This is a genomic window from Bradyrhizobium sp. CSA112, assembly GCF_029051645.1.
In the GTDB taxonomy this organism is placed as follows: domain Bacteria; phylum Pseudomonadota; class Alphaproteobacteria; order Rhizobiales; family Xanthobacteraceae; genus Bradyrhizobium.
On sequence record NZ_JAACFS010000011.1, the window covers coordinates 155,545 to 180,723 of the forward strand.

Below are 25,179 nucleotides of genomic sequence, written 5' to 3' on the forward strand. Positions count from 1 at the left end.
AATCAAACGGGCGAGAAACCCGTCTTTGGGGGGAGGAGATATCCATGAACGCCACGCCGGGCCATGCGCCGGTCAAATCCATCATACCGAAATGGGTTCGCAACCCGCAGGAGTTCGTCGGCGGAATTGCCTTGATGGCGATTGCCGTGTTCGCCCTTTGGGCGTCGAGCGACCTGCAGGGCATGCGCGGATTTTCGTTCGGCGCCGGTACCGCGCCGCGGATGTTCGGATTTTTGTTGCTGGGACTGGGCGCCCTCATCACTGTTGTCGGCGTTGTCACCGAAGGTCCCCACCTTGCGAAATACCATTGGCGGGGACCCTTCTTCGTGACGGTCGCGATCTTGACGTTTGCCTTCACGATCCGACCCATGGGAATGATCTTTGCCGCCATGGCCGCCTTCTTGATCGCGGCATGCGGGTCGCCGGAAACCCGGTGGACGGAGACACTGATCGTTGCCGTCTGCCTTACGGCGTTTTGCGCCCTGTTGTTTCCATATGCGCTCGGTCTGCCTTTGCAGCTCCTGCCGACGTTCATGATCCGGTGAGGGCGTGATGGGAGATGTCTTTTCAAATCTTGGACTCGGCTTCGGCGTCGTTTTCCAGTTCGTGCAGTGGACACCCGCCTTTCTTGGCGGCGCCTCCATCCCGATCCCGGTAAACATTCTGTTGTGCCTGATCGGCGCGCTGGTGGGCACGCTGGTCGGCGTGCTGCCGGGCATCGGCACCATCGCCACCGTGGCCATGCTGCTACCGATCACCTTTGGCCTGCCCCCGGTCGGCGCGCTGATCATGCTGGCCGGCATCTATTACGGTGCCCAATATGGCGGCTCGACCACGTCGATCCTGGTCAACATTCCAGGCGAGGCCGGGTCCGTGGTTACCGCGCTCGACGGTTTCCAGATGGCGAAAAAGGGCCGCGCCGGTCCGGCGCTCGCGATTGCCGCGATCGGATCGTTCTTCGCCGGCTGTGTCGCGACCGTGCTGATTGCCCTGCTGGGCGCGCCGCTGACCAAGATTGCGCTGGCGTTCGGTCCTGCCGAATACTTCTCGCTCATGGTGCTCGGCCTGATCTTCGCGGTTGTGCTCGCGAAAGGCTCGGTGCTGAAGGCGATCGCGATGATCGTGATGGGCCTGCTGCTTTCCATGGTCGGGTCCGACATTGAGACTGGCGCCTCGCGCATGGCCTTCAACATTCCCGAACTGGCTGACGGTCTTGGTTTTGCGACGCTGGCGATGGGACTGTTCGGCTTTGCGGAGATCATTCGCAATCTCGATGCCGGCGGTGAAACCGATCGCAAGTTGGTTCAGGAGAAGGTTTCGGGACTGATGCCGACGCGGCAGGATCTCAAGGAGACGGCTCCTGCGATCCTGCGCGGCACCGGGCTCGGATCGATTCTCGGCATTCTGCCGGGCGGCGGCGCCGTGATCGCCTCGTTCGCGGCATACACGCTCGAGAAGAAAGTCGCGAAAGATCCCTCGAAGTTCGGTCATGGCGAAATCCGCGGCGTCGCGGCACCCGAGAGTGCCAACAACGCCGCCGCCCAGACCTCCTTCATCCCGTTGCTCACGCTCGGCATCCCGCCCAACGCCGTCATGGCGCTGATGGTCGGCGCAATGACGATTCACGGCATCGTGCCGGGCCCGCAGGTGATGCAGAAGCAGCCCGAGCTGGTGTGGGGCATGATTGCCTCGATGTGGGTCGGCAATCTCATGCTGCTGATCATCAACCTGCCTTTGGTGGGCATTTGGGTGCGGCTGTTGCGGGTGCCTTACCGGTTGATGTTCCCTTCGATCGTGGTCTTCTGCTGTATCGGCATCTACTCCGTGAACAACGCGCCAACCGACGTCATGATCGCAGGTGCGTTCGGGCTGGTCGGCTACTGGCTGATCAAGCACGATTTCGAGCCGGCGCCGCTCCTGCTCGGGATGGTGCTCGGGCCGCTGATGGAAGAAAACCTGCGCCGCGCACTTCTGATCTCGCGCGGTGATTGGTCGGTCTTCCTGACGCGTCCATTGTCGGCAGTGCTGATGGCGATTGCCGCCGCGTTGCTCATCCTTGCGGTGCTGCCATCGCTGCGCAAGAAGCGCGATGAGGTGTTTGTGGAATCGGAGAACTGACCCTGCGTCGGTGCGCCGCAGCCCGAAGTCTGGTCGACTTCGGGCTAATTTTCTATGCCATGGAAAATGCCGGCAGGTAAGTTCGGCATTTCCAAACGATTTCGGGAGGAGATCAAAATGAACTGGTACGGTCGCTCGCTTGCGAGCGCTGGCTTGGCCGCGCTTGCCGGACTGGGGTTTCTCTCTGCACAGGCGCAGGCTCAAGCCTATCCGACGCGCAGCATCACCATGATCGTGCCGTTCGCGGCGGGAGGACCGACCGATGTCATCGCGCGCATCGTCACCGGCCATATGGCGCAGACGCTCGGTCAATCCATCATCATCGAGAATGTCGTCGGCGCCGGCGGTACTACCGCCACCACGCGCGCCTCGAAGGCTGCCAATGACGGCTATACGTTGATCACCGGGCATATGGGAACGCATGCGGCATCCGTGCCGCTTTATCCCAAGCTCGCCTATCATCCGGAGAAGGATTTCGAGCCGGTCGGCCTGCTCGCCGGCACCCCGATCCTGATCCTGGCGCGGAAGGATTTCCCGCCGAAGGACCTCAAGGAATTCATCACCTATGTGAAAGCGAATGAGTCCAAGGTCAACGCGGCGCACGCCGGTGTAGGTTCGGTCTCGAATGTGTCGTGCGAATTGTTAAACTCGATCCTGGGAGTCAAGCCGATCGGTGTTCCCTTCAACGGCACCGGTCCTGCGATGAACGCGCTTGTGGGCGGGCAGGTCGATTACATGTGCGACCAGATCGTCAACGCGGTGCCGCAGATCAACGGCGGCACCATCAAGGCCTATGCCGTGGCGACGGCCGAGCGCAATCCGTCATTGCCCAATGTTCCCACCACCGCCGAGGCCGGCTTGCCGGCCTTCCAGGCGCAGGCGTGGAACGCGATCTTCGCGCCGAAGGGAACGCCCGCGGACGTTGTCGCAAAGCTGAATGCCGCGATCGTCAAAGCGCTGGATGACGAGAACGTGCGCAAGCGCCTGCTCGAGCTAGGCAGCGTCATCCCGGCTGCCGCAGACCGCACTCCGGCTGCGCTCGGAACTCTGGTGAAGAACGAGATCGCGAAGTGGACGCCGGTGCTCAAGGCGGTGAATTAATCCACGTAATCAAGACGATGGCGAGGGGCGGGACGCGGGTTCCGCCCCTTGTCGTTTGCGTGGGGGATGATCATTTTTCCGGGTATAATCGGTGTGCGAAGCCGAATCGGCGTGTCGATCGGATGTTCCGGCCGTTAAATTCGCCGTTCTGATAAGGCCTGAAGCACCAGCCATGAACCAATATCACGACCTGCTCGAACGTATCCTCAGCGACGGCGCGGAGAAGCACGACCGCACCGGCACCGGCACGCTGTCGATCTTCGGTCACCAGATGCGGTTCAGCCTGTCGGCCGGATTTCCGATGCTGACCACCAAGCGGTTGCCGCTGAAGGCGATCGTGCACGAATTGCTGTGGTTCCTCGCTGGCGACACCAACATCAAATATCTCAAGGACAACGGCGTTTCGATCTGGGATGAATGGGCCGACGCCAATGGCGATCTGGGCCCGGTGTACGGGTCGCAATGGCGGTCATGGCCGGCGCCGGACGGGCGCAGCATCGATCAGATTTCCAACGTCGTCGAGATGATCAGGCGCAACCCGGATTCGCGGCGGCTGATCGTCAGCGCCTGGAATCCGGCGGACGTCGACAAGATGGCGCTGCCGCCCTGTCACTGCCTGTTTCAGTTCTACGTTGCCAACGGCAAGCTCTCCTGCCAGCTCTATCAGCGCTCGGCCGACGCGTTCCTCGGCGTGCCCTTCAACATCGCTTCCTATTCGTTGCTGACCATGATGGTCGCGCAGGTGACGGGGTTGAAGCCAGGCGATTTCGTGCATTCGCTCGGCGACGCGCATCTTTACTCCAATCACCTCGAACAGGCGCGGCTGCAACTGACGCGGCCGACCAGGCCGCTGCCGGTCATGAAGATCAATCCGGAAGTGAAGGATATCTTCGCGTTCCGTTACGAGGATTTTGCGCTCGAAGGCTACGATCCGCACCCGCATATCAAGGCCGAGGTTGCTGTATGAGCCGCCGTGTGAGCGCTTGATGTCCCTCACGATCCGCCGCGCGCGCCCGGGCGAAGCCGGACTTGTCCTGTCCTTCGTTCGCGAGCTCGCCGAGTACGAAAAGCTGCTCCACGAAATGGAGGCGACCGAGGTCGATATCGACGCGGCGCTGTTTGGAGCGAGCCCGCGACTGTTCTGTGAGATCGCCGAGTGGGACGACGTTCCCGCCGGCTTTGCGGTCTGGTTCGTCAATTTCTCGACCTTCAGCGGCCGCTCCGGAATCTACCTGGAAGATCTGTTCGTCCGTCCGGCGCTGCGCGGCAAGGGCATCGGCAAGGCGCTGCTGGTGCATCTCGCAAAAGAATGCGTGGCGAACGGCTGGTCGCGTCTGCAATGGTCGGTGTTGGACTGGAACACCCCGTCGATCGCGTTCTACAAATCGCTCGGCGCCGAACTGATGGACGAGTGGACGATTTGCCGGGTCGGCGGTCCGGCGCTGACGGCGCTGGCGCAAGGGACGCGGTAATGGAAATCGTTCTCATCGTTGCAGTGGCCGAGAACGGCGTGATCGGGGCAGGTGGCGCCATTCCGTGGCGGCTGAAGTCCGACATGGCGCGCTTCAAGGCGCTGACGACGGGCAAGCCTGTGGTGATGGGGCGCAAGACCTTCGCCTCGATCGGCCGGCCGCTTGCCGGACGGACCAACATCGTCGTCACCCGCGATGCCGGCTATCGCGCCGATGGCGTGGTGGTTACCCGATCCTTCACCGATGCGAGGGCGATCGCTACCGGCGATGCGCTGCGACGTTTCGCCACTGAGATCGCGGTGATCGGCGGCGCGGAAATCTACGCGCAATGGATGGACAGCGCCGATCGCCTGGAGATTACCGAGGTACACGCCCGGCCCGACGGCGATACACGTTTCCCGGCAGTCGATCAGGCCGCATGGGAAGAGGTGGCACGCGTGCGGAATCCGGCCGGTCCGGACGACAGCGCCGATTTCTCCTATGTGACATTTCGCCGGCGCAAACAGCGTTAACCTCCCTAACCAATGTTTGCATTGACAATTATGGCCTCAAGCATAGCTGCTCGAAGGGGTAAGCTTGCGTTGTAAGGGCCCGGGTGGTCCCCTATAAAGCCGGGCGGATATGCGAGGCTTAAGGCATCCTGCCCAAACAGGCGGACCCGGGCCCCCCGCAGAGGAGAGTTTATATGCCGTGGAAGAATCAAGGCGGGGGCCCATGGGGCTCAGGTCCGAAGGGACCGTGGGGTTCGGGTCCGCAATCGACCGGGCCGAGGCCGCCCGATCTCGAGGATTTGCTGCGGCGCGGCCAGGACAAGCTGCAGCAGCTTCTGCCGGGCGGACATTTCAGCGGCATGGGCATTGCGCTGGTGCTGGCCGGCGCGCTGGCGATCTGGGGCTTGTCCGGATTCTTCCGCGTGCAGTCGGAAGAACTCGGCGTCGTGCTGCGCTTCGGCAAGCATGTCCGCACCGTGCAACCCGGCCTGAACTATCATCTGCCCTATCCGATCGAGACCGTGCTGCTGCCGAAGGCACTGCGCGTCTCCACGATCTCGATCGGGATGTCGCTGATCGACGATCCGGCGCGGCGCGGCCGCACCATGCGGGACGTGCCGGAAGAAAGCCTGATGCTGACCGGCGACGAAAACATCGTCGACGTCGACTTCACCGTGCTGTGGCGGATCAAGCCCGACGGCGTCGGCAACTACCTCTTCAACATCCAGAACCCTGAAGGCACCGTGAAGGCGGTGGCCGAAAGCGCGATGCGCGAAGTGATCGGCCGGTCTCTGATTCAGCCGATCCTCACCGGCGCCCGGACCACGAACGAGCAGGGCGTGCAGGAACTGATGCAGCGGACGCTCGACAGCTACGGCTCCGGGGTCCAGATCACGCAGGTGCAAATGCAGAAGGTCGACCCGCCGGCGCAGGTCATCGATTCGTTCCGCGACGTGCAGGCCGCGCGCGCCGACTTCGAGCGTCTGCAGAACGAGGCGCAAACCTACGCTAACCGCGTCATCCCCGACGCCCGCGGCCGCGCTGCGCAGATCCTGCAGGTCGCCGAGGGTTACAGGGAACAGGCGATCGCCGAGGCCAAAGGCCAGAGCGCGCGCTTCACGAAGGTGTTCGAGGAATACAACAAGGCCAAGGAAGTGACGCGGCAGCGAATTTATCTGGAGACGATGGAACGAATTCTCGGCGGGTCCGAGAAACTGGTCTATGACGGCGGCAACTCGGCACAGAGCATCGTGCCTTATCTGCCGCTCAGCGAATTGACGCCGCGGCGCCCGCCGCCGACGGCCGGTCAGCAGCAGCAGCAGCAGGGAGGCACGCGATGAGGTCTCCGGTTGCAGGTATTGCCACCCTGATCCTGCTGTTACTCGTGGTGATCGTGGGCTACAGCTCGATCTTCACGGTGTCGCAGACCGAACAGGCGCTCGTGGTCCGGCTCGGCCGGCCGGTCGACGTCGTGTCCGAGCCCGGCCTGAACTTCAAGGCGCCGTTCATTGACACCGTCATCAGCATCGACAAGCGCATCCTCGATCTGGAAAATCCGTCGCAGGAAGTCATCGCTTCCGACCAGAAGCGGCTCGTCGTCGACGCCTTCGCCCGCTACCGGATCAAGAACCCGCTGCGCTTCTATCAGAGCATCGGCTCGATCCAGGCCGCCAACATCCAGCTCACCACGCTGTTGAACGCGGCATTGCGCCGCGTGCTGGGCGAGGTCAACTTCATCAATGTGGTGCGCGACGAACGCGAGGGCCTGATGACGCGCATCCGCGAGCAACTCGACAGGGAGGCCGATCAGTACGGCATCCAGGTGGTCGACGTGCGTATCCGCCGCGCTGATCTGCCGGAGGCCAACAGCCAGGCGGTCTATCAGCGCATGCAGACCGAACGGCAGCGCGAGGCGGCGGAGTTCCGCGCCCAGGGCGGCCAGAAGTCGCAGGAGATCCGCTCCAAGGCCGATCGCGAGGCCACGGTCATCATCGCGGAGGCCAATTCGACCGCCGAGCAGACGCGCGGCGTGGGCGACGCAGAACGCAACCGCCTGTTCGCCGAGGCCTATGGCAGGGATGCGGACTTCTTCGCCTTCTATCGTTCGATGTCGGCCTATGAGACCGGGCTCCGCTCCAACGACACCCGTTTCCTGCTGCGCCCTGATTCCGAGTTCTTCCGCTTCTTTGCCAATCCGTCCGGCCACCCGCCGGCGGCTGCGGCTGCGGCAGCGAAGCCTTAAGCCTCGGGGTCGGATACGCGAGTTACGGCGAAGCGGGTTCCGCTTCGCCGGCACAAAGCAAAAGGCGCTAGAATAGCGGGGGGTTGCCATCCGATGAGGTCCATAGCGTTCGCCGACTTCCTCATCGGTGTGGGCATTCTCTTTGTGCTCGAAGGCCTAATGTTCGCCGCCAGCCCGGCCTGGATGCGCCGGGCGATGAAGAGCGCGCTGACAACGCCGGACAATATCCTGCGGATCGTCGGCATCGTCTCGGCGGTCGTGGGTCTGCTCCTGATCTGGTTCGTGCGGCGGTAGGTTTTCACCGTCATTTGCGGGATGGTCCGCGCGCATCGGGGAATCCTGGGATTCTCAGATGTGCGCACATCTGAGTTCGCTTCGCGCCCCGGAATGACGGCAATAAACCGCCGCAAATTGCTGTGGCGTCAACGAAATCGTGAGCCGCCTGGAGCCGATTTTTCGCCGGAATATCCAGCGCAGATGCTTGCGCGTCCGACCCGTTCGGGCGCACTGTGGACTCGAATCCGCCCCTTTGGAGACACGCCGACATGACCGCACCCGCTTTGAGCCGCCGCCTGCGCCTGATGGGGATTGCGATCTCGCTCAGTGCCGCCAGCTTGCTGGCCTCAGTGCCGGCGAGCGCGCGCGGGCCGGACGGCATCGCCGACATTGCCGAGAAGGTGATCGACTCCGTCGTCAACATTTCGACCTCGCAGAGCGTGGAGGCCAAGGGCGGCGGCAGGGACGCGATGCCGCAATTGCCGCCGGGCTCGCCGTTCGAGGAGTTCTTCGATGACTTCTTCAAGAACCGCCGCGGCGGTGCGCCCAAGGGCGGCGACAAGAGCGGCGAAATGCAGCCGCCGCGCAAGACCAATTCGCTCGGCTCCGGTTTCATCGTCGATGCTGCCGGCGTCGTCGTCACCAACAATCACGTCATCGCGGATGCCGACGAGATCAACTTGATCATGAACGATGGCACCAAGATCAAGGCCGAGTTGGTCGGCGTCGACAAGAAGACCGATATTGCGGTCTTGAAGTTCAAGCCGGTGAAGCCGGTGACCGCGGTGAAGTTCGGCGATTCCGACAAGCTGCGGCTCGGCGAATGGGTGATTGCGATCGGCAATCCGTTCAGCCTCGGCGGCTCGGTGACGGCCGGGATCGTGTCGGCGCGCAACCGCGACATCAGCCAGGGGCCGTACGACAGCTACATCCAGACCGATGCATCCATCAACCGCGGCAATTCCGGTGGTCCGCTGTTCAACCTCGAAGGCGAAGTGGTGGGCGTCAACACGCTGATCATCTCGCCGACCGGTGGTTCGATCGGCCTCGGTTTCGCAGTGCCGTCGAAGACGGTAGCCCGCGTGGTCGATCAGCTCCAGCAGTTCGGCGAATTGCGCCGTGGCTGGCTCGGCGTGCGGATCCAGCAGGTCACCGAGGAGATCGCTGAAAGCCTCAACATCAAGCCCGCCCGCGGTGCGCTGGTCGCCGGCATCGACGACAAGGGGCCGGCCAAGCCCGCCGGCATCGAGCCCGGCGACGTCGTCGTCAAATTCGACGGCAAGGACGTCAAGGATCCGAAGGACCTCTCGCGCGCGGTTGCCGACACCGCGGTCGGCAAGGAAGTCGACGTCGTGATTATCCGCAAGGGCAACGAGGAAACCCGCAAGGTCACGCTCGGCCGCCTCGAGGATACCGAAAAAGTGCAGCAGGCCGCTGCCAAGACCAAGGAAGACCCCGTCGAGAAGCCGGTGACGCAAAAGGCGCTCGGCCTCGATCTCGCCGCGCTGAGCAAGGACCTGCGTACGAGGTACAAGATCAAGGACAGCGTCAAGGGCGTGATCATCACCGGTGTCGACGGCTCCTCCGACGCCGCCGAAAAGCGGCTGTCCGCCGGCGACGTCATCGTCGAGGTGGCGCAGGAAGCGGTAAGCAACGCCGCCGACATCAAGAAGCGCGTCGATCAGCTCAAGAAGGACGGCAAGAAGTCGGTGCTGATGCTGGTGTCGAACGGCGAGGGCGAACTGCGCTTTGTCGCGCTGAGTGTGCAGTAGTGGTGTGACCACCGCTGGCTGCTCCAAACGACCATGTCGTCCCTGCGAACGCAGGGACCCATACGCCGCGGCACCAATTGCTTTGGAAGACGTCAGCCATCTTGCTTTTATCGATAGGACAACGCGGTATGGGTCCCTGCGTTCGCAGGGACGACGTAGAGAGTCTTATCCCCCCACAAACTCCTCGCGCCGATAGCCCTGCGCATACAACAGCGCCGTGAGGTCGCCGTAGTCGATCCGCGCGGCGGCGGCAGCGGCCACTGCGGGCTTGGCGTGATAGGCGACGCCAAGGCCAGCCGCCTCGATCATGCCGAGGTCGTTGGCGCCGTCGCCGGTCACCAGCGTATCGATCTCGTCGAGGTCGAAGGATTCGCGAAGCTCGATCAAAGTGGCGAGCTTGGCGGCGCGGCCGAGGATCGGTTCGGCCACTTCGCCGGTGAACTTACCGTCGCGGACCTTCAATTCGTTGGCGCGGTTCTCCTGGAAGCCGATCCTCGCGGCGACCGCATGGGTGAACAGCGTGAAGCCGCCGGAGATCAGGCAGGTCCAGGCGCTGTTGGCGCGCATGGTCATGACCAGCTCCAGCCCGCCCGGCGTCGGCGTGATGCGTTTTGCCAGCACCTCGTCGACCACGCCGACCGGCATGTCCTTCAGCAGTGCGACGCGTTCGCGCAGCGCCGGCTCGAATTCGATCTCGCCGCGCATCGCCCGTTCGGTGATGGCGGCGACGTGCGCCTTGAGCCCGGCGAAATCGGCCAGCTCGTCGATGCATTCCTGGCCGATCATGGTGGAATCCATGTCCGCCAGAAAAAGCTTCTTGCGCCGGAAGGCCGCAGGCTGCACGACGATGTCGATCGGGAGGTCGCCGCGCGCCTGTTGCAGGCGGGCTTCGATCGCCTTGATATCGTCCCGGCTGTTGCTTTGGCCCTCGAAGGGAATGTCGACGGCAACCTCGTCGAACAGCCATTGCGCCGTGCCGGGCGAGGGGAGAACGGCCAGCGCGCCGTCGACAATCGTGGTGTCGAGCGCGGGATTGGCCGGATTGCAGATGAGGGTGGCGACCAGGGACATGCAGGCGCATCAGCTAGATTTGAGCAAGGCCGTGCTTATCGCAGGGCCGACCGCCAGCGGCAAGTCGGCGCTGGCGCTCGAATTGGCACAAAAAGCCGGCGGAATCGTCATCAACACCGATTCCATGCAGGTCTATCGCGATCTCCGCATCATCACGGCGCGGCCGACCCCGGAGGAAGAGGCGCTTGTTCCGCACCGCCTCTATGGTCACGTCGATGCTTCGGTCAATTTCTCGGCGGGCGCCTGGGTGGCGGATGCCGGAAAGGTGCTGTCCGAGGCGCGCGCGGCAAAGCGTCTGCCGATTTTCATCGGCGGCTCCGGCCTGTACTTCAAGGCGTTGACGCGCGGTCTCTCCGCAGTGCCGCCGATCCCAGCGCAAGTGCGCGAAGCCGTTCGCGCGCGGCTGGAGCGCGATGGCGTCGAAGCGTTGCACACTGAGCTGGTGCGGCGCGATCAAATATCGGCCGAACGTCTGAAGCCGCGCGATCGCACCCGGATTGTCCGCGCGCTGGAAGTGATCGAAGCCACCGGCCGCGCGCTGCCTGACTGGCATCGCGAAGGGCTGCCGCCGCTACTGCCGCCGGGCGAATTCAGCGCGCTGTTTCTTGCGCCGGAGCGCGCTGAGCTTTATGCGCGGATCGATGCGCGGTTCGGCGCGATGCTGGCCGCAGGCGCGCTGGAGGAAGTCGCCGCATTGGCCGCGCGAAAGCTCGATCCCTTGCTGCCGGCGATGAAGGCCCATGGTGTGCCGGCGCTGATCCGCTACCTCGGCGGCGAGATCACGCGCGAGGCGGCCGCCGAAATCGGCCGTGCCGACACCCGCCATTACGCCAAGCGGCAATTCACCTGGTTCAGGCACCAATTGCCGGAGTTCGAATGGATGGCGCCGGAGGTGGCGAGGGGGTGGCTAAGCGCACGAACCTCTTCCTGAGGAGCCGCCAACGGGTCCGCGCGCAGCGCGGCCCGATGACAGGCTCCGCGGCGTCTCGAAGGATGGGCCACGGGCCTCATGGTTCGAGACGCGCGAAGACGCGCTCCTCACCATGAGGAGAGGGAAGCGCATGGCTGGAACCGCAAATTCCCACTCGCCGAACGACCGGAACACAGTTACACTGCCAAAACCGCGCTAATGGCGTCCCTTCCCTTGACTTCCGGGGGCCGGACGGTATAACGCGCGCAACCTTTGGGAAGCCGAGCCGCGAAATGCGTAACATTATTACCAAACTCCTTATCGTAGTCGTACCCAGGCGCACCGCCGGGGGTGGCTGAAGGCCATCCAAATTCAGGCGGTGTGCATGGGGCCTCTCGGGCCCTTTTTTATTTCCCGAAACAGACACTGAGAAAGCCGCGCCAAAAGCGCATCCGGAGCAGACCATGACCGACAAGAGCCACGACCCCAATCAGATGACCGGCGCCGCGATGATCGTGCGCGCGCTCATCGATCATGGCGTCCAGCACATCTTCGGCTATCCCGGCGGCGCGGTGCTTCCGATCTATGACGAGATTTTCCAGCAGAGCGAGGTCGAGCACATCCTGGTGCGCCACGAGCAGGGCGCCGGCCATGCGGCGGAGGGCTATGCGCGCTCGACCGGCAAGCCGGGCGTCGTGCTGGTGACCTCGGGCCCAGGCGCCACCAACATGGTGACGCCGCTGACGGATGCGCTGATGGATTCGATTCCTCTGGTCTGCATCACCGGCCAGGTCCCCACGCACTTGATCGGCAATGACGCGTTCCAGGAATGCGACACCGTCGGCATCACCCGTCCCTGCACCAAGCACAACTGGCTGGTGCGCGACGTCAACGATCTAGCCAAGGTGCTGCACGAGGCGTTCTATGTCGCAACGACCGGCCGTCCCGGCCCGGTCGTGGTCGATGTCCCCAAGGACGTGCAGTTTGCGATCGGCACCTATCATCCGCCGCGCAAGTCCGACGTGCATGTCTCGTATACGCCGCGGGTGAAGGGCGACGCTGCGCAGATCCGAAAAGCCGTGGCGCTATTGGCTTCCGCCAAGCGGCCGGTGATCTATTCCGGCGGCGGCGTGATCAATGCCGGACCCGAGGCGTCGAAGCTGTTGCGCGAGCTGGTCGAGGTCACCGGCTTTCCCATCACCTCGACGCTGATGGGGCTGGGCGCCTATCCCGCGACCGGCAAGAACTGGCTCGGCATGCTCGGCATGCACGGCACCTACGAGGCCAACATGACGATGCATGGTTGCGACGTCATGCTGTGCGTCGGCGCGCGCTTCGACGACCGCATCACCGGCCGCACCGATGCGTTCTCACCGGGCTCGAAGAAGATCCACATTGATATAGATCCCTCCTCGATCAACAAGAACATCCGCGTCGACGTGCCGATCATCGGCGACGCTGCCAATGTGCTGGGCGACCTGCTGCAGGTGTTCAAGGCGGAAGCCAAGAAGCCCGACATCAAGCCGTGGTGGCAGGAGATCGCCAAATGGCGCGCGCGCAATTCGCTCGCCTACAAGAAGAACAACGATGTCATCCTGCCGCAATACGCCATCGAACGCCTGTTCGCGGCGACGCGCGGCCATGACACCTACATCACGACCGAGGTCGGCCAGCACCAGATGTGGGCGGCGCAGTTCTTCGGCTTCGAGCAGCCGCACCGCTGGATGACGTCGGGTGGCCTCGGCACCATGGGCTACGGCCTGCCGGCAGCGCTCGGCGTGCAGGTCGCGCACCCTGACAGCCTCGTGATCGACATTGCCGGCGACGCCTCGGTGCAGATGACGATGCAGGAGATGTCGACGGCGGTTCAGTTTGAATTGCCGATCAAGATCTTCATCCTGAATAACCAGTACATGGGCATGGTGCGGCAGTGGCAGCAGCTCCTGCACGGCAACCGGCTGTCGCATTCTTACTCCGAAGCGCTGCCGGATTTCGTCAAGCTCGCGGATGCATTCGGCTGCGTCGGCCTGCAGGCGATCAAGCCCGGCGATCTCGACGGTGCGCTCAAGGAGATGATCAGCGTCAAACGTCCGGTGCTGTTCGATTGCCGCGTCGCGGCGCTGGAAAATTGCTTCCCGATGATTCCGTCCGGCAAGGCGCACAATGAAATGCTGCTGCCGGTGGAAGCCACCGACGAAGCCACCGCCGCAGCGTTTGCCGGCGGCAAGGCGCTGGTGTGAGGACGCCGATGCAGCCTTCACGACGAGCTCTCTCTCTTCGCCTCTCCCCGCGCGCGGGGAGAGGTCGGCGCGTAGCGCCGGGTGAGGGGGACTCTCCGCGTACTCACATCTATCGGGTTTGCGGATGCAGCCCCTCACCCCGACCCTCTCCCCGTAAGAACGGGGAGAGGGAGCCTAACGCCGGGTGCTTCCATGTTTAACCTCGCCGAGCTCGAACGCGCGCACGGGATTGTGGGGCAGGCGGTGCCGCCGACGCCGGCGCATGTCTGGCCGCTACTGGCCGAACGGCTGGGTACGCGCGTCATCGTCAAACATGAGAACCATACGCCGACCAGCGCTTTCAAGGTGCGCGGCGGACTGGTCTATCTCGACCGCCTGAAGCGTGAACGGCCCAACACGCCCGGGATCATTTCGGCGACGCGCGGCAATCACGGACAGAGTCTGGCATTTGCGGCAGGTCGTCACCGCTTGCCGGTGACGATCTATGTTCCGCACGGCAATTCGGTCGAGCAAAATCGCGCGATACGCGGATTTGGCGCCGAGCTTGTCGAGCACGGCGAGGATTTTCAGGCTGCACGCGAGGAAGCCTATCGTCGCGCGGAGACGAATGGGCTGGAAATCGTGCCGGCCTTCCATCCTGATCTCGTCCTGGGCGTCGCGACCTATGCGCTCGAACTATTGCGAAGGGCGCCGGATCTCGACGTTCTCTATGTTCCGATCGGGCAGGGCTCCGGCATTTGCGGCTGCATCCTGGCGCGTGATCTGCTTGGCCTGAAAACGGAAATCGTCGGCGTGCAGTCGACCGAAGCGCCGTCTTTCGCACTGTCGTTCGCGGCCGGCGCCGTCGTGACGACCAAAACCAGCAACACGCGCGCCGACGGTGTGGCGACACGCATTCCCGATGCCGCTGCGGTTGCGATCATCTGCAAGGGCGCTTCCCGCGTAGTACAGGTGACCGACGACGAAATCGCCTCGGCGATGCGGGCCTACTGGACCGATACCCACAATCTTGCGGAAGGCGCCGGCGCGGCTGCGCTGGCGGCGGCTCTGCAGGAGAAGAAGAAACTTCAAGGCAAGCACGTCGGACTTGTTTTGAGCGGTGGCAATATCGATTTTGACCGGTTCCGCCGCTGGGTCGGGCCGGATGCTGTTGCCGCAGATCAACCGGCGATGGCGTGACGAGAGGACATGTAAGGGGACGACAATGAACCAGCCCGCATCCGCCTACTTCCTGGAAGACCGCCACGATCCCAACGAGACGCATACGCTGTCGGTGCTGGTGCAGAACGAGCCCGGCGTGCTCGCGCGCGTGATCGGCCTTTTCTCCGGCCGCGGCTACAACATCGAAAGTCTCACAGTGTCGGAAACGGAGAGCCAGAAGCACCTCTCCCGCATCACCATCGTCACCACGGGCACGCCGATGGTGATCGAGCAGATCAAGCACCAGCTCGACCGCATGATTCCGGTCTACCGCGTCGTCGACATGACCCTGACCGGCCGCTCGATCGAGCGGGAACTCGCGATGGTGAAGGTGCAGGGCCGTGGCGACAGCCGGGTCGAGGCGCTGCGGCTGGCGGATGCGTTCCGCGCCCGGGTGATCGACGCCACAACGGAGAGTTTTGTGTTCGAGATCACAGGCAATTCGTCCAAGATCAGTCAATTCATTGACCTGATGCGCCCGCTCGGCCTTGTCGAGGTGTCGCGCACCGGGGTCGCCGCGATCGGGCGTGGGCCTGAGGGGATGTGAACATGCTGGCGCGTGACTGGTACTACACTCAAAGACGGCAGCTCGGACTCGATTCCGCGGTCGCCTCGATCTACGACCGCCATGACGACAGCGATGACCGCGCCCGTGCCGCCCTCACCATGCTCGGCGTGCAGCGCGGCTGGCGGGTGGCCGATATCGGTTGCGGCAACGGCGTACTGGCCTGCGAGGCGGCGCTGATTGGGGCCGAGGTCGACGCAATAGACATTTCACCGGCGATGCTGGCGCTCGCCAACATCCAGGCGCGCGACCGCAAGGTCGCGATCCGCACCCAGTCCGCGGGTCTATTGAGCTTCGCCTACCAGCCGAATTCCTATGATCTGATCGTCAGCGAGTTCACGCTGCATCATTTACCGGATTTCTGGAAAGCGGTGGCGCTGGCCCGGATCTATGCCGCGCTGAAGCCCGGCGCGAATTTCTACCTGCGCGACATCGTGTTCGTCAGCATGCCCGACGGCGCCGAGCGCGATGTCGACCAGTGGGCCGATTTCACCATCAAGAACCACGATTTCCAGCGCGAAGGCGTGGTGACCCACATGCGCGACGAGTACTCGACCTTCGGCTGGGTGATCGAGCGCATGCTGACCGATATCGGCTTCACACTGGAATCGGTCGACTATCACGCCCCGCTGCACGGCACCTATCTCCTGCGCAAACCAAAGCCGGACCAACAGAGCTAGAAAAAAATGAAACCGGCCGATGTCTGCATCGCCGTGCTGGTAGCGGTGATCTGGGGTCTTGCCTTCGTGGCGAGCCGGATCGCGCTTGACGAATTCTCGCCGGAACTGATGACGACCTTGCGCTTTTCCATCGCCGCCTTGCCCTGCCTGTTCGTGGCGCGGCCCAAGGTTTCATGGACGGTGCTGGCATCGATCAGCTTCACGCTGTTCCTCGGCCAGTTTCTGGCGCAAGCCTTCGCCATTGCGCACGGCGTCCCGGTCGGCCTGTCCAGCGTGATCGTGCAGAGCCAGGCGCTGTTCACCATCGGCTTTGCGGCGCTGTTGTTCCGCGAGCGGCCGGGCGCGTGGCAGACCGTCGGCATCGGCGTCGCCACGGCGGGCCTGCTGATGATCTGCGGCACCGTCGGCTATGATTTCAGCGTCGGCGCCTTTGCGGTGCTGATGATCTCTCCACTCAGCTTTGCGATCGGCAATCTGTTGCTGCGGCGTGCGCAGGGCGTGCCGATGTTCGACCTGTTCGCGTGGCTGTGTCTGGTTGCTGCGGTTCCGCTGTTTGCGCTGACGCTGGTCACCAACGGCCCGCAGCCGACCTGGTATGCGCTGACCCACATGTCGCTGACGGGCCTGATGTGCATGATCGGCCTCGGCGGGGTCTCGACCAGCATCGCCTACTGGTTGTGGGGCCGGCTGCTGCGGGATTACCCGGCGGCACAGGTGGTGCCGTTCGCGCTGCTGGTGCCGTTCGTCGGCTCTGCCGCTTCCAGTGTGGTGTTCGGCGAGACTTTTGGCCCGCTGCGGCTCGCCGGCATGACCACCGTAGTCGGCGGCATTGCCGTGATGCTGCTGTCGAAGCGTCCCAAGTCTTTAGAAGGCAAGGCTTCAGAAGAACAAGTTCTGCCAAAGATCGCGTGAGGCCCCCATGTCACATTCGCTGCTGATCGCCTTCGTCATGTTTGCCACCGTGATGTTCTTCACGCCGGGGCCGAACAACATCATGCTGCTCTCGTCGGGGCTGACTTACGGCTTCCGCCCAACCATCCCGCACATCATGGGGATCACGGTCGGCTTTGCCTTCATGGTCGGCGCGGTCGGTCTCGGGCTCGGCACCGTCTTCATCGCCTATCCCATTTTGCAGACCATCCTGAAATATGCCGGTGTGGCCTATCTGGTCTATCTGGCCTGGGCGATCGCGATGTCCGAGCCGCCCTCGGCGGAGCAGGACAGTCGGCGAGGCCGACCGATGACGTTCTGGGGCGCGGCCATGTTCCAGTGGGTCAATGCCAAGGGTTGGGTCATGGTAATCGGCACCATCACCGCCTATGCGGCGATCGCGGCCTATCCCTGGAACATCGCGATCCAGGTCGGGCTGAGCCTGATCCTGGGTATCCTGTCCTGCACCGCCTGGGCCCTGTTCGGCACCGCGCTGCGGCCGGTCCTGACCTCCCGGCGGGCAGTGCGGGCCTTCAACATCATCATGGCGGTGCTGCTCCTGGCCTCGCTCTATCCGGTCTTCATGGACGCATGATGCCGCACCGCGCCATGCATAAACGGGTTTCCTTTGACGCGGAAAATGCTCTAGACAACGCCGGAAATTCGCGGGCGACCGGCGGTCCTACTCCCCCAAATGCCTGATTAACCGGCCGTTTTGGCCATCGATTAAGGAAACGACCATGCGTGTTTATTACGATCGTGATGCCGACCTGAACCTGATCAAGGGCAAGAAGGTCGTCATCGTCGGCTATGGCAGCCAGGGCCACGCCCATGCGCTGAACCTGAAAGATTCCGGCGTCAAGGAAGTCGCGATTGCGCTGCGCAAGGGTTCGGCTTCGGCCCAGAAGGCGGAAGCCGCCGGCTTCAAGGTGATGGAAGTGGCGGAAGCCGCCAAATGGGCCGACCTCGTGATGATGCTGACCCCGGACGAGCTGCAGGGCGACATCTACCGCGAGCACCTGCACGACAACATGAAGAAGGGCGCGGCACTGGTGTTCGCGCACGGCCTCAACGTCCATTTCAACCTGCTCGACCCGCGCGCCGACCTCGACGTGCTGATGATCGCCCCGAAGGGGCCCGGCCACACCGTGCGCTCGGAATACCAGCGCGGCGGCGGCGTGCCCTGCCTGATCGCGATCGCCAAGGACGTCTCGGGCAACGCCCATGACCTCGGCCTCAGCTACGCTTCCGCCATCGGCGGCGGCCGGGCCGGCATCATCGAAACCTCGTTCAAGGAAGAATGCGAGACCGACCTGTTCGGCGAGCAGGTGGTGCTCTGCGGCGGCCTGGTCGAGCTGATCAAGGGCGGCTTCGAGACGCTGGTCGAAGCCGGCTATGCCCCCGAGATGGCCTATTTCGAGTGCCTGCACGAGGTGAAGCTGATCGTCGACCTGATCTATGAAGGCGGCATCGCCAACATGAACTACTCGATCTCCAACACCGCCGAGTACGGCGAGTACGTCACCGGCCCGCGCATCGTCACCGACGAGACCAAGAAGGAGATGAAGCGGGTGCTGAGCGACATCCAGTCCGGCAAGTTTGCCCGCGACTGGATGTTGGAGAACAAGGTCAACCAGACCTCGTTCAAGGCGACCCGAGCCAAGCTCGCCGCCCATCCGATCGAGGAAGTCGGCGTCAAGCTCCGCGATATGATGCCGTGGATCAAGAAGGGCGCGCTGGTCGACAAGACCAAGAACTGAGGCCTTATCGATCGGTGCCTGACCTCATCCTGAGGAGGCGCGTTAGCGCCGTCTCGAAGGATGAATGGCACCAGCGGGGCCACATGTTCGAGACGGCGTTAACGCGCCTCCTCACCATGAGGGGCTGGTATTGAAACACCAAATGTTAAGCCTTGCCCGGCAATATTCGGCGAGATCGCAATAGCGGTCTCGCCGTTTCCTTGAAGGATTGATGCTTCAAGCACATTCTTCAACCCGCCGCTCGAAAAACGCGTCAACCGAGCCGAAACGAAGAACTGACGCTTCATGCATGTTCTCGGTGGACGCAGTTCAACCAATACATTAGCGACGGAAAAGTCAGCATTTACCGAGTCAAAGCTCGGTTGCTTAACCTGCATTCTTGCGCGCGAGGCGAGAGCGACGATCGAGACCGATGCCGGTTTCCGCATTTTCCAACATCTCATGTGCTGGCTCAGCAGCGAACCGGACTTATCCTCGCACCTCTTGGAAAGCGACGCGCGTTCCATCATCGGAACGCGCCGTACTCTCTAGCATTGCGTGGCATTTATTGGGCCGGCAAATCGACTCCGCGAAGCGTCACGACCGCCACCGCGCAAGGCGTCTCTACCCCGTCGGCCAGCGATGCCACCTCGACATGCGCCACGCCGATCGTGCTGCCGACCTGGATCGCGCGGGCGCGCGCGATCAGCTTTTCGCCCTTCGCCGGGGCCAGAAAGCTGACCTGCAGGTTGATGGTCACTGCGAACCGGCCGGGCGGCATAGCCGTGGTGACCGCCCCGCCGCCGGAATGGTCGGCCAGCCCGGCGACGATGCCGCCGTGAAAGAAGCCGTTGGCCTGTAAGAGATTGTCGTTCTTCGCCAGCGACATCACCACACAGCCGGGTTCCGCGCTCTCGACCTTGGTGCCGACGGAGCTGGTATATCCGGGGGCGTAGGTGACCCGTTCGACCAATTCGCGGATCGGATGATCCATGAGTCCTTCCCGGCTGTTTGACCGGCATATGCTCGGACCATGAAGCGACTTAGGCAATCTCGATTGCTCCGATATCAAGCCATAGATATTCTCTATAGATGGATCTGAAGCAGATCAGGTATTTCGTTTCTGTTGCGGAAGCGGGCAGCTTCAGCGCGGGCTCGCGCCGGGCGTTCGTCACGCAGCCGACGCTGTCGGCCGCGATCGCGTCCCTCGAAGCCGAACTGGGGTGCGCATTGCTGGAGCGTCATGCGCGCGGCGTGAGGCTCACGCCGCGGGGCGAGGAGGTGCTACAGACCGCGCGGTCGATTCTGCGCCAAACCGAACAGCTCAAGACCGCGTCTCGCGACAAGCCATCGGGCAGGCCGCTGCGGCTTGGAATCCTGCCGACGATTTCTCCGGCCTTCGTGGCCCAATGCATCATGCGGTTGCGCGCGATCGAGCCGGGACGTTCGTGGCGAACCGAAGATGCACCCCTTCCCAAGCTCCAGCAACGGCTTGCCAATGGCCGCTATGATGTGGTCCTGACGGCTCTGGGACCTTTGGCACGCGGTCACCGGCAATCGGTGCTGGCGGAAGACCGCCAGGCATTGGCCGTTTCTGCCCGCACGTTTCCCCGCGGCCCGGTCTCCCCGGAGATATTGGCTGGTCAGACCCTGATCGTGCGCGTGCACTGCGAGCAATTGCAGTCGGCATCGCGCATTCTCGACGCGTGGAAGGTGCAGCCGAAAGTCGTCGCGCAGACTGACAGCGACGCGCGGGCGCTCGCGATGGTGGCGGCCGGCCTCGGCTTCTGTCTGATGCCGGACAGTTTCGAATACCCCGAGGTCCGGATGCTTCGGCCCGAGGGCGTCGATCTGCCCCGGCGGCTGGGCTTTGAATGGGTCAGAGGCGGCGGCGACGGCTGGCTCGATCGCGCGCTCGATCATTTGTGATCGGTTGCGGGCCTCGCGCAGTGAGACATACGCGATGGGCCGACCACCGGCAAAGACGGCGGCCGACCGGCGCGAGCCGCCTCAATTCGGTCGCATCGGCTCCTTCTCGATCCTGTTGTGCAACTGCCAGAAGCGCACGGTGCGCTGGGCCGTCTCCAGCGACAGCTTGCGGTAGTCGCGCTGCGCGATCTCCAGCGTCTGCTCGTTGACCGAAGGCATTACCGGCCGGTTGCGCAGGATCGACTCGACGGTCGGCCAGTTCAGGCGGGCCGACCGGCAGGGAATGAGGAGGAGGTCGGCGCGGGGGCCTTCCATCAGCTTGGCCGTCATTTCGATCGGCATGTCGTTGAGAACCGCCAGCGCGACGGTCACTTCGTCGAACTTGTTGGTCTCCGCGAACTTGTAGACGGCCGCGTCGTCCAGCTCGTTCAGCCCCTTCATCAGCTTCACCAGTTCTTCGGCGACGCCGAAGCTGCGGCTCGGAGGCGTCGCTTCGCGGGCGATCGTGTTCAAGACCTGCTTGATCTCTTCCTGGAGCGCGGGCGGCGCGATCGCCAGCAGGCGGGCGCGGACCGCGTCCTTGGCGCGGCGCAAAAGATCGCGCATGCAATTTGCCGGCAAATCGCCGCGAAGGCCGAGAATCTCGACCAGTTCATCGTCGGCGGAGGCGCGGGCGACGATGCTGGAATAGCCTTCCTCGGAAAACTGCGCGCCGGCATTATTGGCCAGTTTGCGGATCACCTGGTCTTCGCCGCGATCGACGATGACGTCGGTCACGGCGGCGGGCAGGTTGGGCCGGCCGGAAATGGCGAGCAGGTGATCCTGCCCCTTGCTGCTGGCGATCTCGACCAGCACGTCGGTCCCGAGCCGGCTGGAACTCGCAAGCACGCTGCCGGCGACTTCGATCTCGTCGTCCCAGGCCAGATGCTGGATGACCTCGAACGGGGCGTAGTCGAGCGGCGCCAGCCGTTTCGAGAGTTCGGCCTTCGCCCGCGTTTCGACGCGCGCGATCAGGAGGCAGAGCACGTCATCGAAGACCTTGACCTGGTCGTCGCTGAGGCGTTCTCCGTCATGGAGGAAGAGGTCGGTGACCTGTCGCAGGGTTTCCACCCGGCGGGCGGATGAACCGCCTCTGACGGCATCTTCAAGTTCGGCAATGATCGAGTGCGCCGGCTGTTGCACCATTGTGGGCAGCCTGTCTGGTTGTTGATGGGTTGGCGCGCACAATGCCGAGCCGAGCCTTACACCCGCGTTAAAGGCGCGATCCGGTGGAAATACAGATCGACTGCACCTGAAATGGGGAGTCCACGGGCCACGGCCCTCGCGAGCTCTCCGGCATCGAAGCAGGCCGCGCATTGCAAACGTTGCGTTCCCGAATTATTTACCAAAGCGATCGGGTCGTATGCTGCGATTTCACGCGATAAATCGCCGATGTCGAACCGGATCGGGGCATGTACCATCGCTTCCGGTACCCCGGTCCGGCTGCTATCCTCCCCAAATCCTTCCGGGGAAAAATCGAATAGCAACTTGCCGAACAAGACGCCGTCAAGGCTGGCCGCACCCGCGGAGGAAGCTCACGGAGCCGGCGCTTAAGCATTCCTTCACGACGAACTTCATTAAACCCCTCTTACAAGGGCTTAGCTCATGAGATCTGTCGTCATCACCGGCGCGTCCACCGGCATCGGCTGGGCCAGTGCGAAGCTGCTGCTCGATCGCGGCTTCCGCGTGTTCGGCAGCGTGCGCAAGCAGGCCGACGCCGACCGCCTCAAGGGCGAGTTTGGCGCGAACTTCACGCCGTTGATCTTCGACGTCACAGATGAGGCGGCGGTGCTGGCCGCCGCGCGCGAGGTCCGTGGCGCCCTCAACGGTGAAACGCTTGCCGGCCTCGTCAACAATGCCGGTATTGCGGTGTCAGGGCCGGTGCTCGAACTCGCCGCCGACGAATTCCGTCGCCAGATGGACGTCAATTTCATCGGCCCGATCATTGCGACCCAGGCATTCGGGCCGCTGCTCGGCTCCGATCCGAGCCTGAAGGGACCGAAGGGGCGGATCGTGATGATCTCCTCGGTTGCCGGCAAGAACGGCAATCCGCTGACCTCGGCCTATTCCGCCTCAAAGCATGCGATCGAGGGGCTGTCGGAGAGCTTGCGCCGCGAGCTGATGCTGTTCGGGATCGACGTCATCATCATTGCGCCGGGGGCGGTAAAGACGCCGATCTGGAGCAAGGCCGAGGAAGTCGACATTTCCCCTTTCAAGAACTCGCCGTATTTGCCCGCGCTGGAGAGGATCCGCGCATTCATGCTGGCGCTTGGCGCGACCGGGTTGCCGGCGGAGAAGATCGCCGAAAAGGTTTTTGACGCGCTGACGCTGCAAAATCCCAAGGTGCGCTACATGATCGCGCCGGATCCGATGCGCCAGTTCATGGCCGCCGTGTTGCCCAAGCGCACCCTCGACAGGATCATCGCCAAGCGTCTCGGGCTGACGCCGCAGGGATGAAGTCGGTCGTGATGACGCGCATTGGTAAGACCCACGCCGAGTTGACTCTCCTTGCCAACGCGGCGCTTCGCGCTCAACCCGGGTGCGAAACCGCTTCCGTTCCGGCGCTGTCGGCGTTGCCCGTCCGCGAGGGGCGAAACTGGGAAATCCCCAACGTCGTGCTCGGCGACAGCCTGATCAGCGATGTCGATCGTGCCGTCATCACGGTGCACCATCAACTCGGCCGCAAGTTCTTCCTGAAGGCGGACAACTGATCAACCGGCCTGAACGGTCTGCTTGGCCCGCGGCGCCATTGCGATCATCCGTAGCGCGAACACCGCCACCAGCGGAATCAGGAATAGCGCGTAAAGCGTCATGTCGGGAATACGCTTGCCGAACGACACCATGAACTGAAACAGCAGATAATAACCGCCGGCGAGATGCAGCCGGCGCCAAGCGCGTGCGCCGATCGCGGCGGCGGTGCGGTCGAACGAGGTTGCGGTCATCGCGATGATGAAGGCGTAGCCGATGCCGCCAAAGATGTAGGATGCGATCGAGGTGGCCGCCGCATATCCGGCAGGATCCATCACGGCGAAGGCCAAGATGGCGACCGCGTGGATGGCATGCGAGGCTGCAAAGGTGACGCCGAGATAGCGGCGATTGCGGCGCAGCCATCGCGTCCACGCGTTCGGCCATATCAGCGCCAGCGCGGCGGCCGAGAAGGCGAGGCAGAACAATGCCAGCGAGGTCCGCGCGGTGAAGCGGATCACCATCCGCACGCCGTCGACCTCGAAGCCCCGCATGCCTGCGATCCAGATGCTTAGGGCCAGCAGGATCAGCGAGAGCAGGGCGAACAGCCGCCAGCCATCGAACCAGTTTTGACGCGTCGGCATGTTTTCTCCCCCTTTGCACCGTCATTGCGAGCGCAGCGAAGCAATCCATCCATCCCCGCGTTGCGGCGTGGATTGCTTCGCTGCGCTCGCAATGACGCGGATGCAGCTCATGTAATCTCTGATTACATTGGCTTGGCGAGCAGGGTCAATCCGTGTAATCGGCGCTTACATTCACAAGCTGGTGATGCTAGGAGGAGGGATGCGTCCTGCCGCCAGATCGTCCGCCGCGAAATCTTCGGCCGCCAAGCCGCGCCGGCGCCCGTCCCGCGCACCCGCGCCAAAGCCGTATCACCACGGTGATCTCCGGCGCGTCCTGATCGACGCCGCGCTGCAACTGGTCGGCGAGGGCGGGGCGGACGCGGTCAGTGTCCGTGAGGCCGCCCGGCGCGCCGGCGTGTCGCCGGGGGCGCCGTTCCGGCATTTTCCAAGCCGCGACGCCCTGATGCAGGCGGTGGCCGAGGAGGCGCAGCGCCGGTTCCGCGCCGAGATCGAGGCGGCGCTCGCCGGTGCCGCGCCCGGCGATCCGCTCGGCCGCTTTCGCTGCCTCGGGCTCGCTTACCTGCGCTGGGCGATGCGTAACCCGACCCATTTCGAAATTATTTCCAGCCGCCGCCTGTTCGATCACGACAGGGCGGCCGCCATCAGCCGCGACAATGCCGAATTGATCGTGCTGACCGAGCAAACGCTGGCGGAGGCCTTCGCCGCGGGCCAGCTCCGGCAGGTAGACCTCAGACAGGTCCAGATCGCCGGGCGGGCGCTGGTCTATGGTTTTGCCCGGATGAACATCGACGGTCATTTTCCGCGCTGGGGGGTGGCCGCCCCTGAGGCCGAGCGAACCGCCGAGGCAATCCTGGATCTTTTCATCGAGGGGATCGCCAGCCGGTCCTGACTCCCGCCGTCATTCCGGGGCGATGCGAAGCATCGAACCCGGAATCTCGAGATTCTCAGGTGCGCAATCGCGCACCATAGTTCGCTTCGCGCCCCGGAATGACAGCCTCAAATTTACTCTGCCTTGGCCGCCCGTGGGCAAATTCATTGCGCGTTCATGACGATTCCACTACGTTTTTATGACACG

General features: G+C 63.4%; 28 protein-coding genes. 22 read left to right on the forward strand and 6 right to left on the reverse strand.

Annotated features, from left to right (window positions below; translation table 11 throughout):
- Window positions 1-44: 44 nt before the first annotated feature.
- The 10 genes from GWE18_RS20290 (at window position 45) to GWE18_RS20335 (ending at window position 9,472) form a co-directional block, all read left to right on the forward strand.
- Window positions 45-545 carry a tripartite tricarboxylate transporter TctB family protein gene (locus GWE18_RS20290; protein WP_342804277.1) on the forward strand — a complete coding sequence of 167 codons (501 nt, stop codon included), beginning with the start codon at window positions 45-47 and terminating at the stop codon, window positions 543-545.
- Between the two features lie 7 nt (window positions 546-552).
- Window positions 553-2,118, forward strand: a complete 1,566-nt coding sequence (locus tag GWE18_RS20295; protein WP_275187470.1) for a tripartite tricarboxylate transporter permease — start codon at window positions 553-555, stop codon at window positions 2,116-2,118.
- Between the two features lie 117 nt (window positions 2,119-2,235).
- Window positions 2,236-3,219 carry a tripartite tricarboxylate transporter substrate binding protein BugD gene (locus tag GWE18_RS20300; protein ID WP_275187471.1) on the forward strand — a complete coding sequence of 328 codons (984 nt, stop codon included), beginning with the start codon at window positions 2,236-2,238 and terminating at the stop codon, window positions 3,217-3,219.
- Between the two features lie 172 nt (window positions 3,220-3,391).
- Window positions 3,392-4,186 carry a thymidylate synthase gene (locus GWE18_RS20305; protein ID WP_275187472.1) on the forward strand — a complete coding sequence of 265 codons (795 nt, stop codon included), beginning with the start codon at window positions 3,392-3,394 and terminating at the stop codon, window positions 4,184-4,186.
- A 19-nt stretch (window positions 4,187-4,205) separates the two neighbouring features.
- Window positions 4,206-4,691 carry a GNAT family N-acetyltransferase gene (locus tag GWE18_RS20310; protein ID WP_275187474.1) on the forward strand — a complete coding sequence of 162 codons (486 nt, stop codon included), beginning with the start codon at window positions 4,206-4,208 and terminating at the stop codon, window positions 4,689-4,691.
- Window positions 4,691-5,203 (forward strand): dihydrofolate reductase, encoded by a 513-nt coding sequence (locus GWE18_RS20315; protein WP_275187475.1) that lies wholly within the window; start codon window positions 4,691-4,693, stop codon window positions 5,201-5,203. Before GWE18_RS20310 ends, GWE18_RS20315 begins: the two co-directional genes overlap by 1 nt.
- Before the next feature lie 173 nt (window positions 5,204-5,376).
- Window positions 5,377-6,522: an FtsH protease activity modulator HflK gene (gene hflK / locus GWE18_RS20320; RefSeq protein WP_275187476.1), complete on the forward strand. Its 1,146-nt coding sequence runs from the start codon at window positions 5,377-5,379 to the stop codon at window positions 6,520-6,522.
- On the forward strand, window positions 6,519-7,424 hold the full coding sequence (locus tag GWE18_RS20325) for a protease modulator HflC (RefSeq protein ID WP_275187477.1): 906 nt from the start codon (window positions 6,519-6,521) through the stop codon (window positions 7,422-7,424). The genes hflK and GWE18_RS20325 overlap by 4 nt, the downstream gene beginning before the upstream one ends.
- A 93-nt stretch (window positions 7,425-7,517) precedes the next feature.
- Window positions 7,518-7,718: a DUF2065 domain-containing protein gene (locus GWE18_RS20330; RefSeq protein ID WP_275187478.1), complete on the forward strand. Its 201-nt coding sequence runs from the start codon at window positions 7,518-7,520 to the stop codon at window positions 7,716-7,718.
- Between the two features lie 251 nt (window positions 7,719-7,969).
- Window positions 7,970-9,472 (forward strand): Do family serine endopeptidase, encoded by a 1,503-nt coding sequence (locus GWE18_RS20335; RefSeq protein ID WP_275187479.1) that lies wholly within the window; start codon window positions 7,970-7,972, stop codon window positions 9,470-9,472.
- Between the two features lie 165 nt (window positions 9,473-9,637).
- Here the strand turns inward: GWE18_RS20335 and serB are convergent, their stop codons facing one another.
- The gene (gene serB, locus GWE18_RS20340) at window positions 9,638-10,543 is read right to left on the reverse strand and encodes a phosphoserine phosphatase SerB (RefSeq protein WP_275187480.1); all 906 of its coding nucleotides are present in this window, start codon (window positions 10,541-10,543) and stop codon (window positions 9,638-9,640) included.
- On the opposite strand from serB, the gene miaA reads away from it, so the two are divergent.
- From miaA to ilvC, 8 genes are all read left to right on the forward strand, one after another.
- Window positions 10,521-11,474 (forward strand): tRNA (adenosine(37)-N6)-dimethylallyltransferase MiaA, encoded by a 954-nt coding sequence (gene miaA, locus GWE18_RS20345; protein WP_275187481.1) that lies wholly within the window; start codon window positions 10,521-10,523, stop codon window positions 11,472-11,474. The genes serB and miaA overlap by 23 nt on opposite strands.
- Before the next feature lie 443 nt (window positions 11,475-11,917).
- Window positions 11,918-13,693, forward strand: a complete 1,776-nt coding sequence (locus GWE18_RS20350) for an acetolactate synthase 3 large subunit (RefSeq protein WP_275187482.1) — start codon at window positions 11,918-11,920, stop codon at window positions 13,691-13,693.
- A gap of 192 nt (window positions 13,694-13,885) precedes the next feature.
- Window positions 13,886-14,872: a threonine dehydratase gene (locus GWE18_RS20355; protein WP_275187483.1), complete on the forward strand. Its 987-nt coding sequence runs from the start codon at window positions 13,886-13,888 to the stop codon at window positions 14,870-14,872.
- A gap of 25 nt (window positions 14,873-14,897) precedes the next feature.
- Window positions 14,898-15,440: an acetolactate synthase small subunit gene (gene ilvN / locus GWE18_RS20360; RefSeq protein ID WP_275187484.1), complete on the forward strand. Its 543-nt coding sequence runs from the start codon at window positions 14,898-14,900 to the stop codon at window positions 15,438-15,440.
- A 2-nt stretch (window positions 15,441-15,442) separates the two neighbouring features.
- Window positions 15,443-16,138 carry a class I SAM-dependent methyltransferase gene (locus tag GWE18_RS20365; RefSeq protein ID WP_275187485.1) on the forward strand — a complete coding sequence of 232 codons (696 nt, stop codon included), beginning with the start codon at window positions 15,443-15,445 and terminating at the stop codon, window positions 16,136-16,138.
- Between the two features lie 6 nt (window positions 16,139-16,144).
- Window positions 16,145-17,050, forward strand: coding sequence for an EamA family transporter (locus GWE18_RS20370; RefSeq protein WP_275187486.1), 906 nt, complete (start codon window positions 16,145-16,147; stop codon window positions 17,048-17,050).
- Window positions 17,051-17,057: 7 nt separating this feature from the next.
- Window positions 17,058-17,663 (forward strand): LysE family translocator, encoded by a 606-nt coding sequence (locus GWE18_RS20375; protein WP_275187487.1) that lies wholly within the window; start codon window positions 17,058-17,060, stop codon window positions 17,661-17,663.
- 145 nt (window positions 17,664-17,808) lie between these two features.
- Complete coding sequence (ilvC, locus tag GWE18_RS20380; RefSeq protein ID WP_275187488.1) at window positions 17,809-18,828, forward strand: ketol-acid reductoisomerase; 1,020 nt, start codon at window positions 17,809-17,811, stop codon at window positions 18,826-18,828.
- A 98-nt stretch (window positions 18,829-18,926) separates the two neighbouring features.
- Here the strand turns inward: ilvC and GWE18_RS20385 are convergent, their stop codons facing one another.
- Both GWE18_RS20385 and GWE18_RS20390 read right to left on the reverse strand, forming a co-directional pair.
- Window positions 18,927-19,115: a hypothetical protein gene (locus tag GWE18_RS20385; protein WP_275187489.1), complete on the reverse strand. Its 189-nt coding sequence runs from the start codon at window positions 19,113-19,115 to the stop codon at window positions 18,927-18,929.
- A 257-nt stretch (window positions 19,116-19,372) separates the two neighbouring features.
- Window positions 19,373-19,801: a PaaI family thioesterase gene (locus GWE18_RS20390; protein ID WP_275187490.1), complete on the reverse strand. Its 429-nt coding sequence runs from the start codon at window positions 19,799-19,801 to the stop codon at window positions 19,373-19,375.
- 98 nt (window positions 19,802-19,899) lie between these two features.
- Here GWE18_RS20390 and GWE18_RS20395 point away from each other — a divergent pair, with 98 nt between their 5' ends.
- Window positions 19,900-20,736, forward strand: coding sequence for a LysR family transcriptional regulator (locus tag GWE18_RS20395; RefSeq protein WP_275187491.1), 837 nt, complete (start codon window positions 19,900-19,902; stop codon window positions 20,734-20,736).
- 81 nt (window positions 20,737-20,817) lie between these two features.
- On the opposite strand, the gene GWE18_RS20400 is transcribed toward GWE18_RS20395, so the two are convergent.
- Window positions 20,818-21,921: a DUF2336 domain-containing protein gene (locus GWE18_RS20400; RefSeq protein ID WP_275187492.1), complete on the reverse strand. Its 1,104-nt coding sequence runs from the start codon at window positions 21,919-21,921 to the stop codon at window positions 20,818-20,820.
- A 56-nt stretch (window positions 21,922-21,977) separates the two neighbouring features.
- Complete coding sequence (locus GWE18_RS20405) at window positions 21,978-22,274, reverse strand: hypothetical protein (protein WP_275187493.1); 297 nt, start codon at window positions 22,272-22,274, stop codon at window positions 21,978-21,980.
- Window positions 22,275-22,380: 106 nt separating this feature from the next.
- Between GWE18_RS20405 and GWE18_RS20410 the strand changes: the two genes are divergently transcribed.
- Together GWE18_RS20410 and GWE18_RS20415 are read left to right on the forward strand one after the other, a co-directional pair.
- Window positions 22,381-23,232 (forward strand): SDR family oxidoreductase, encoded by an 852-nt coding sequence (locus tag GWE18_RS20410; protein ID WP_275187494.1) that lies wholly within the window; start codon window positions 22,381-22,383, stop codon window positions 23,230-23,232.
- Between the two features lie 11 nt (window positions 23,233-23,243).
- Window positions 23,244-23,486, forward strand: coding sequence for a hypothetical protein (locus GWE18_RS20415; protein WP_275187495.1), 243 nt, complete (start codon window positions 23,244-23,246; stop codon window positions 23,484-23,486).
- On the opposite strand, the gene GWE18_RS20420 is transcribed toward GWE18_RS20415, so the two are convergent.
- On the reverse strand, window positions 23,487-24,104 hold the full coding sequence (locus GWE18_RS20420) for a hypothetical protein (RefSeq protein WP_275187496.1): 618 nt from the start codon (window positions 24,102-24,104) through the stop codon (window positions 23,487-23,489). It lies immediately after the preceding gene.
- Window positions 24,105-24,303: 199 nt separating this feature from the next.
- On the opposite strand from GWE18_RS20420, the gene GWE18_RS20425 reads away from it, so the two are divergent.
- Window positions 24,304-24,993, forward strand: a complete 690-nt coding sequence (locus GWE18_RS20425; RefSeq protein WP_275187497.1) for a TetR/AcrR family transcriptional regulator — start codon at window positions 24,304-24,306, stop codon at window positions 24,991-24,993.
- Window positions 24,994-25,179 lie beyond the last annotated feature (186 nt).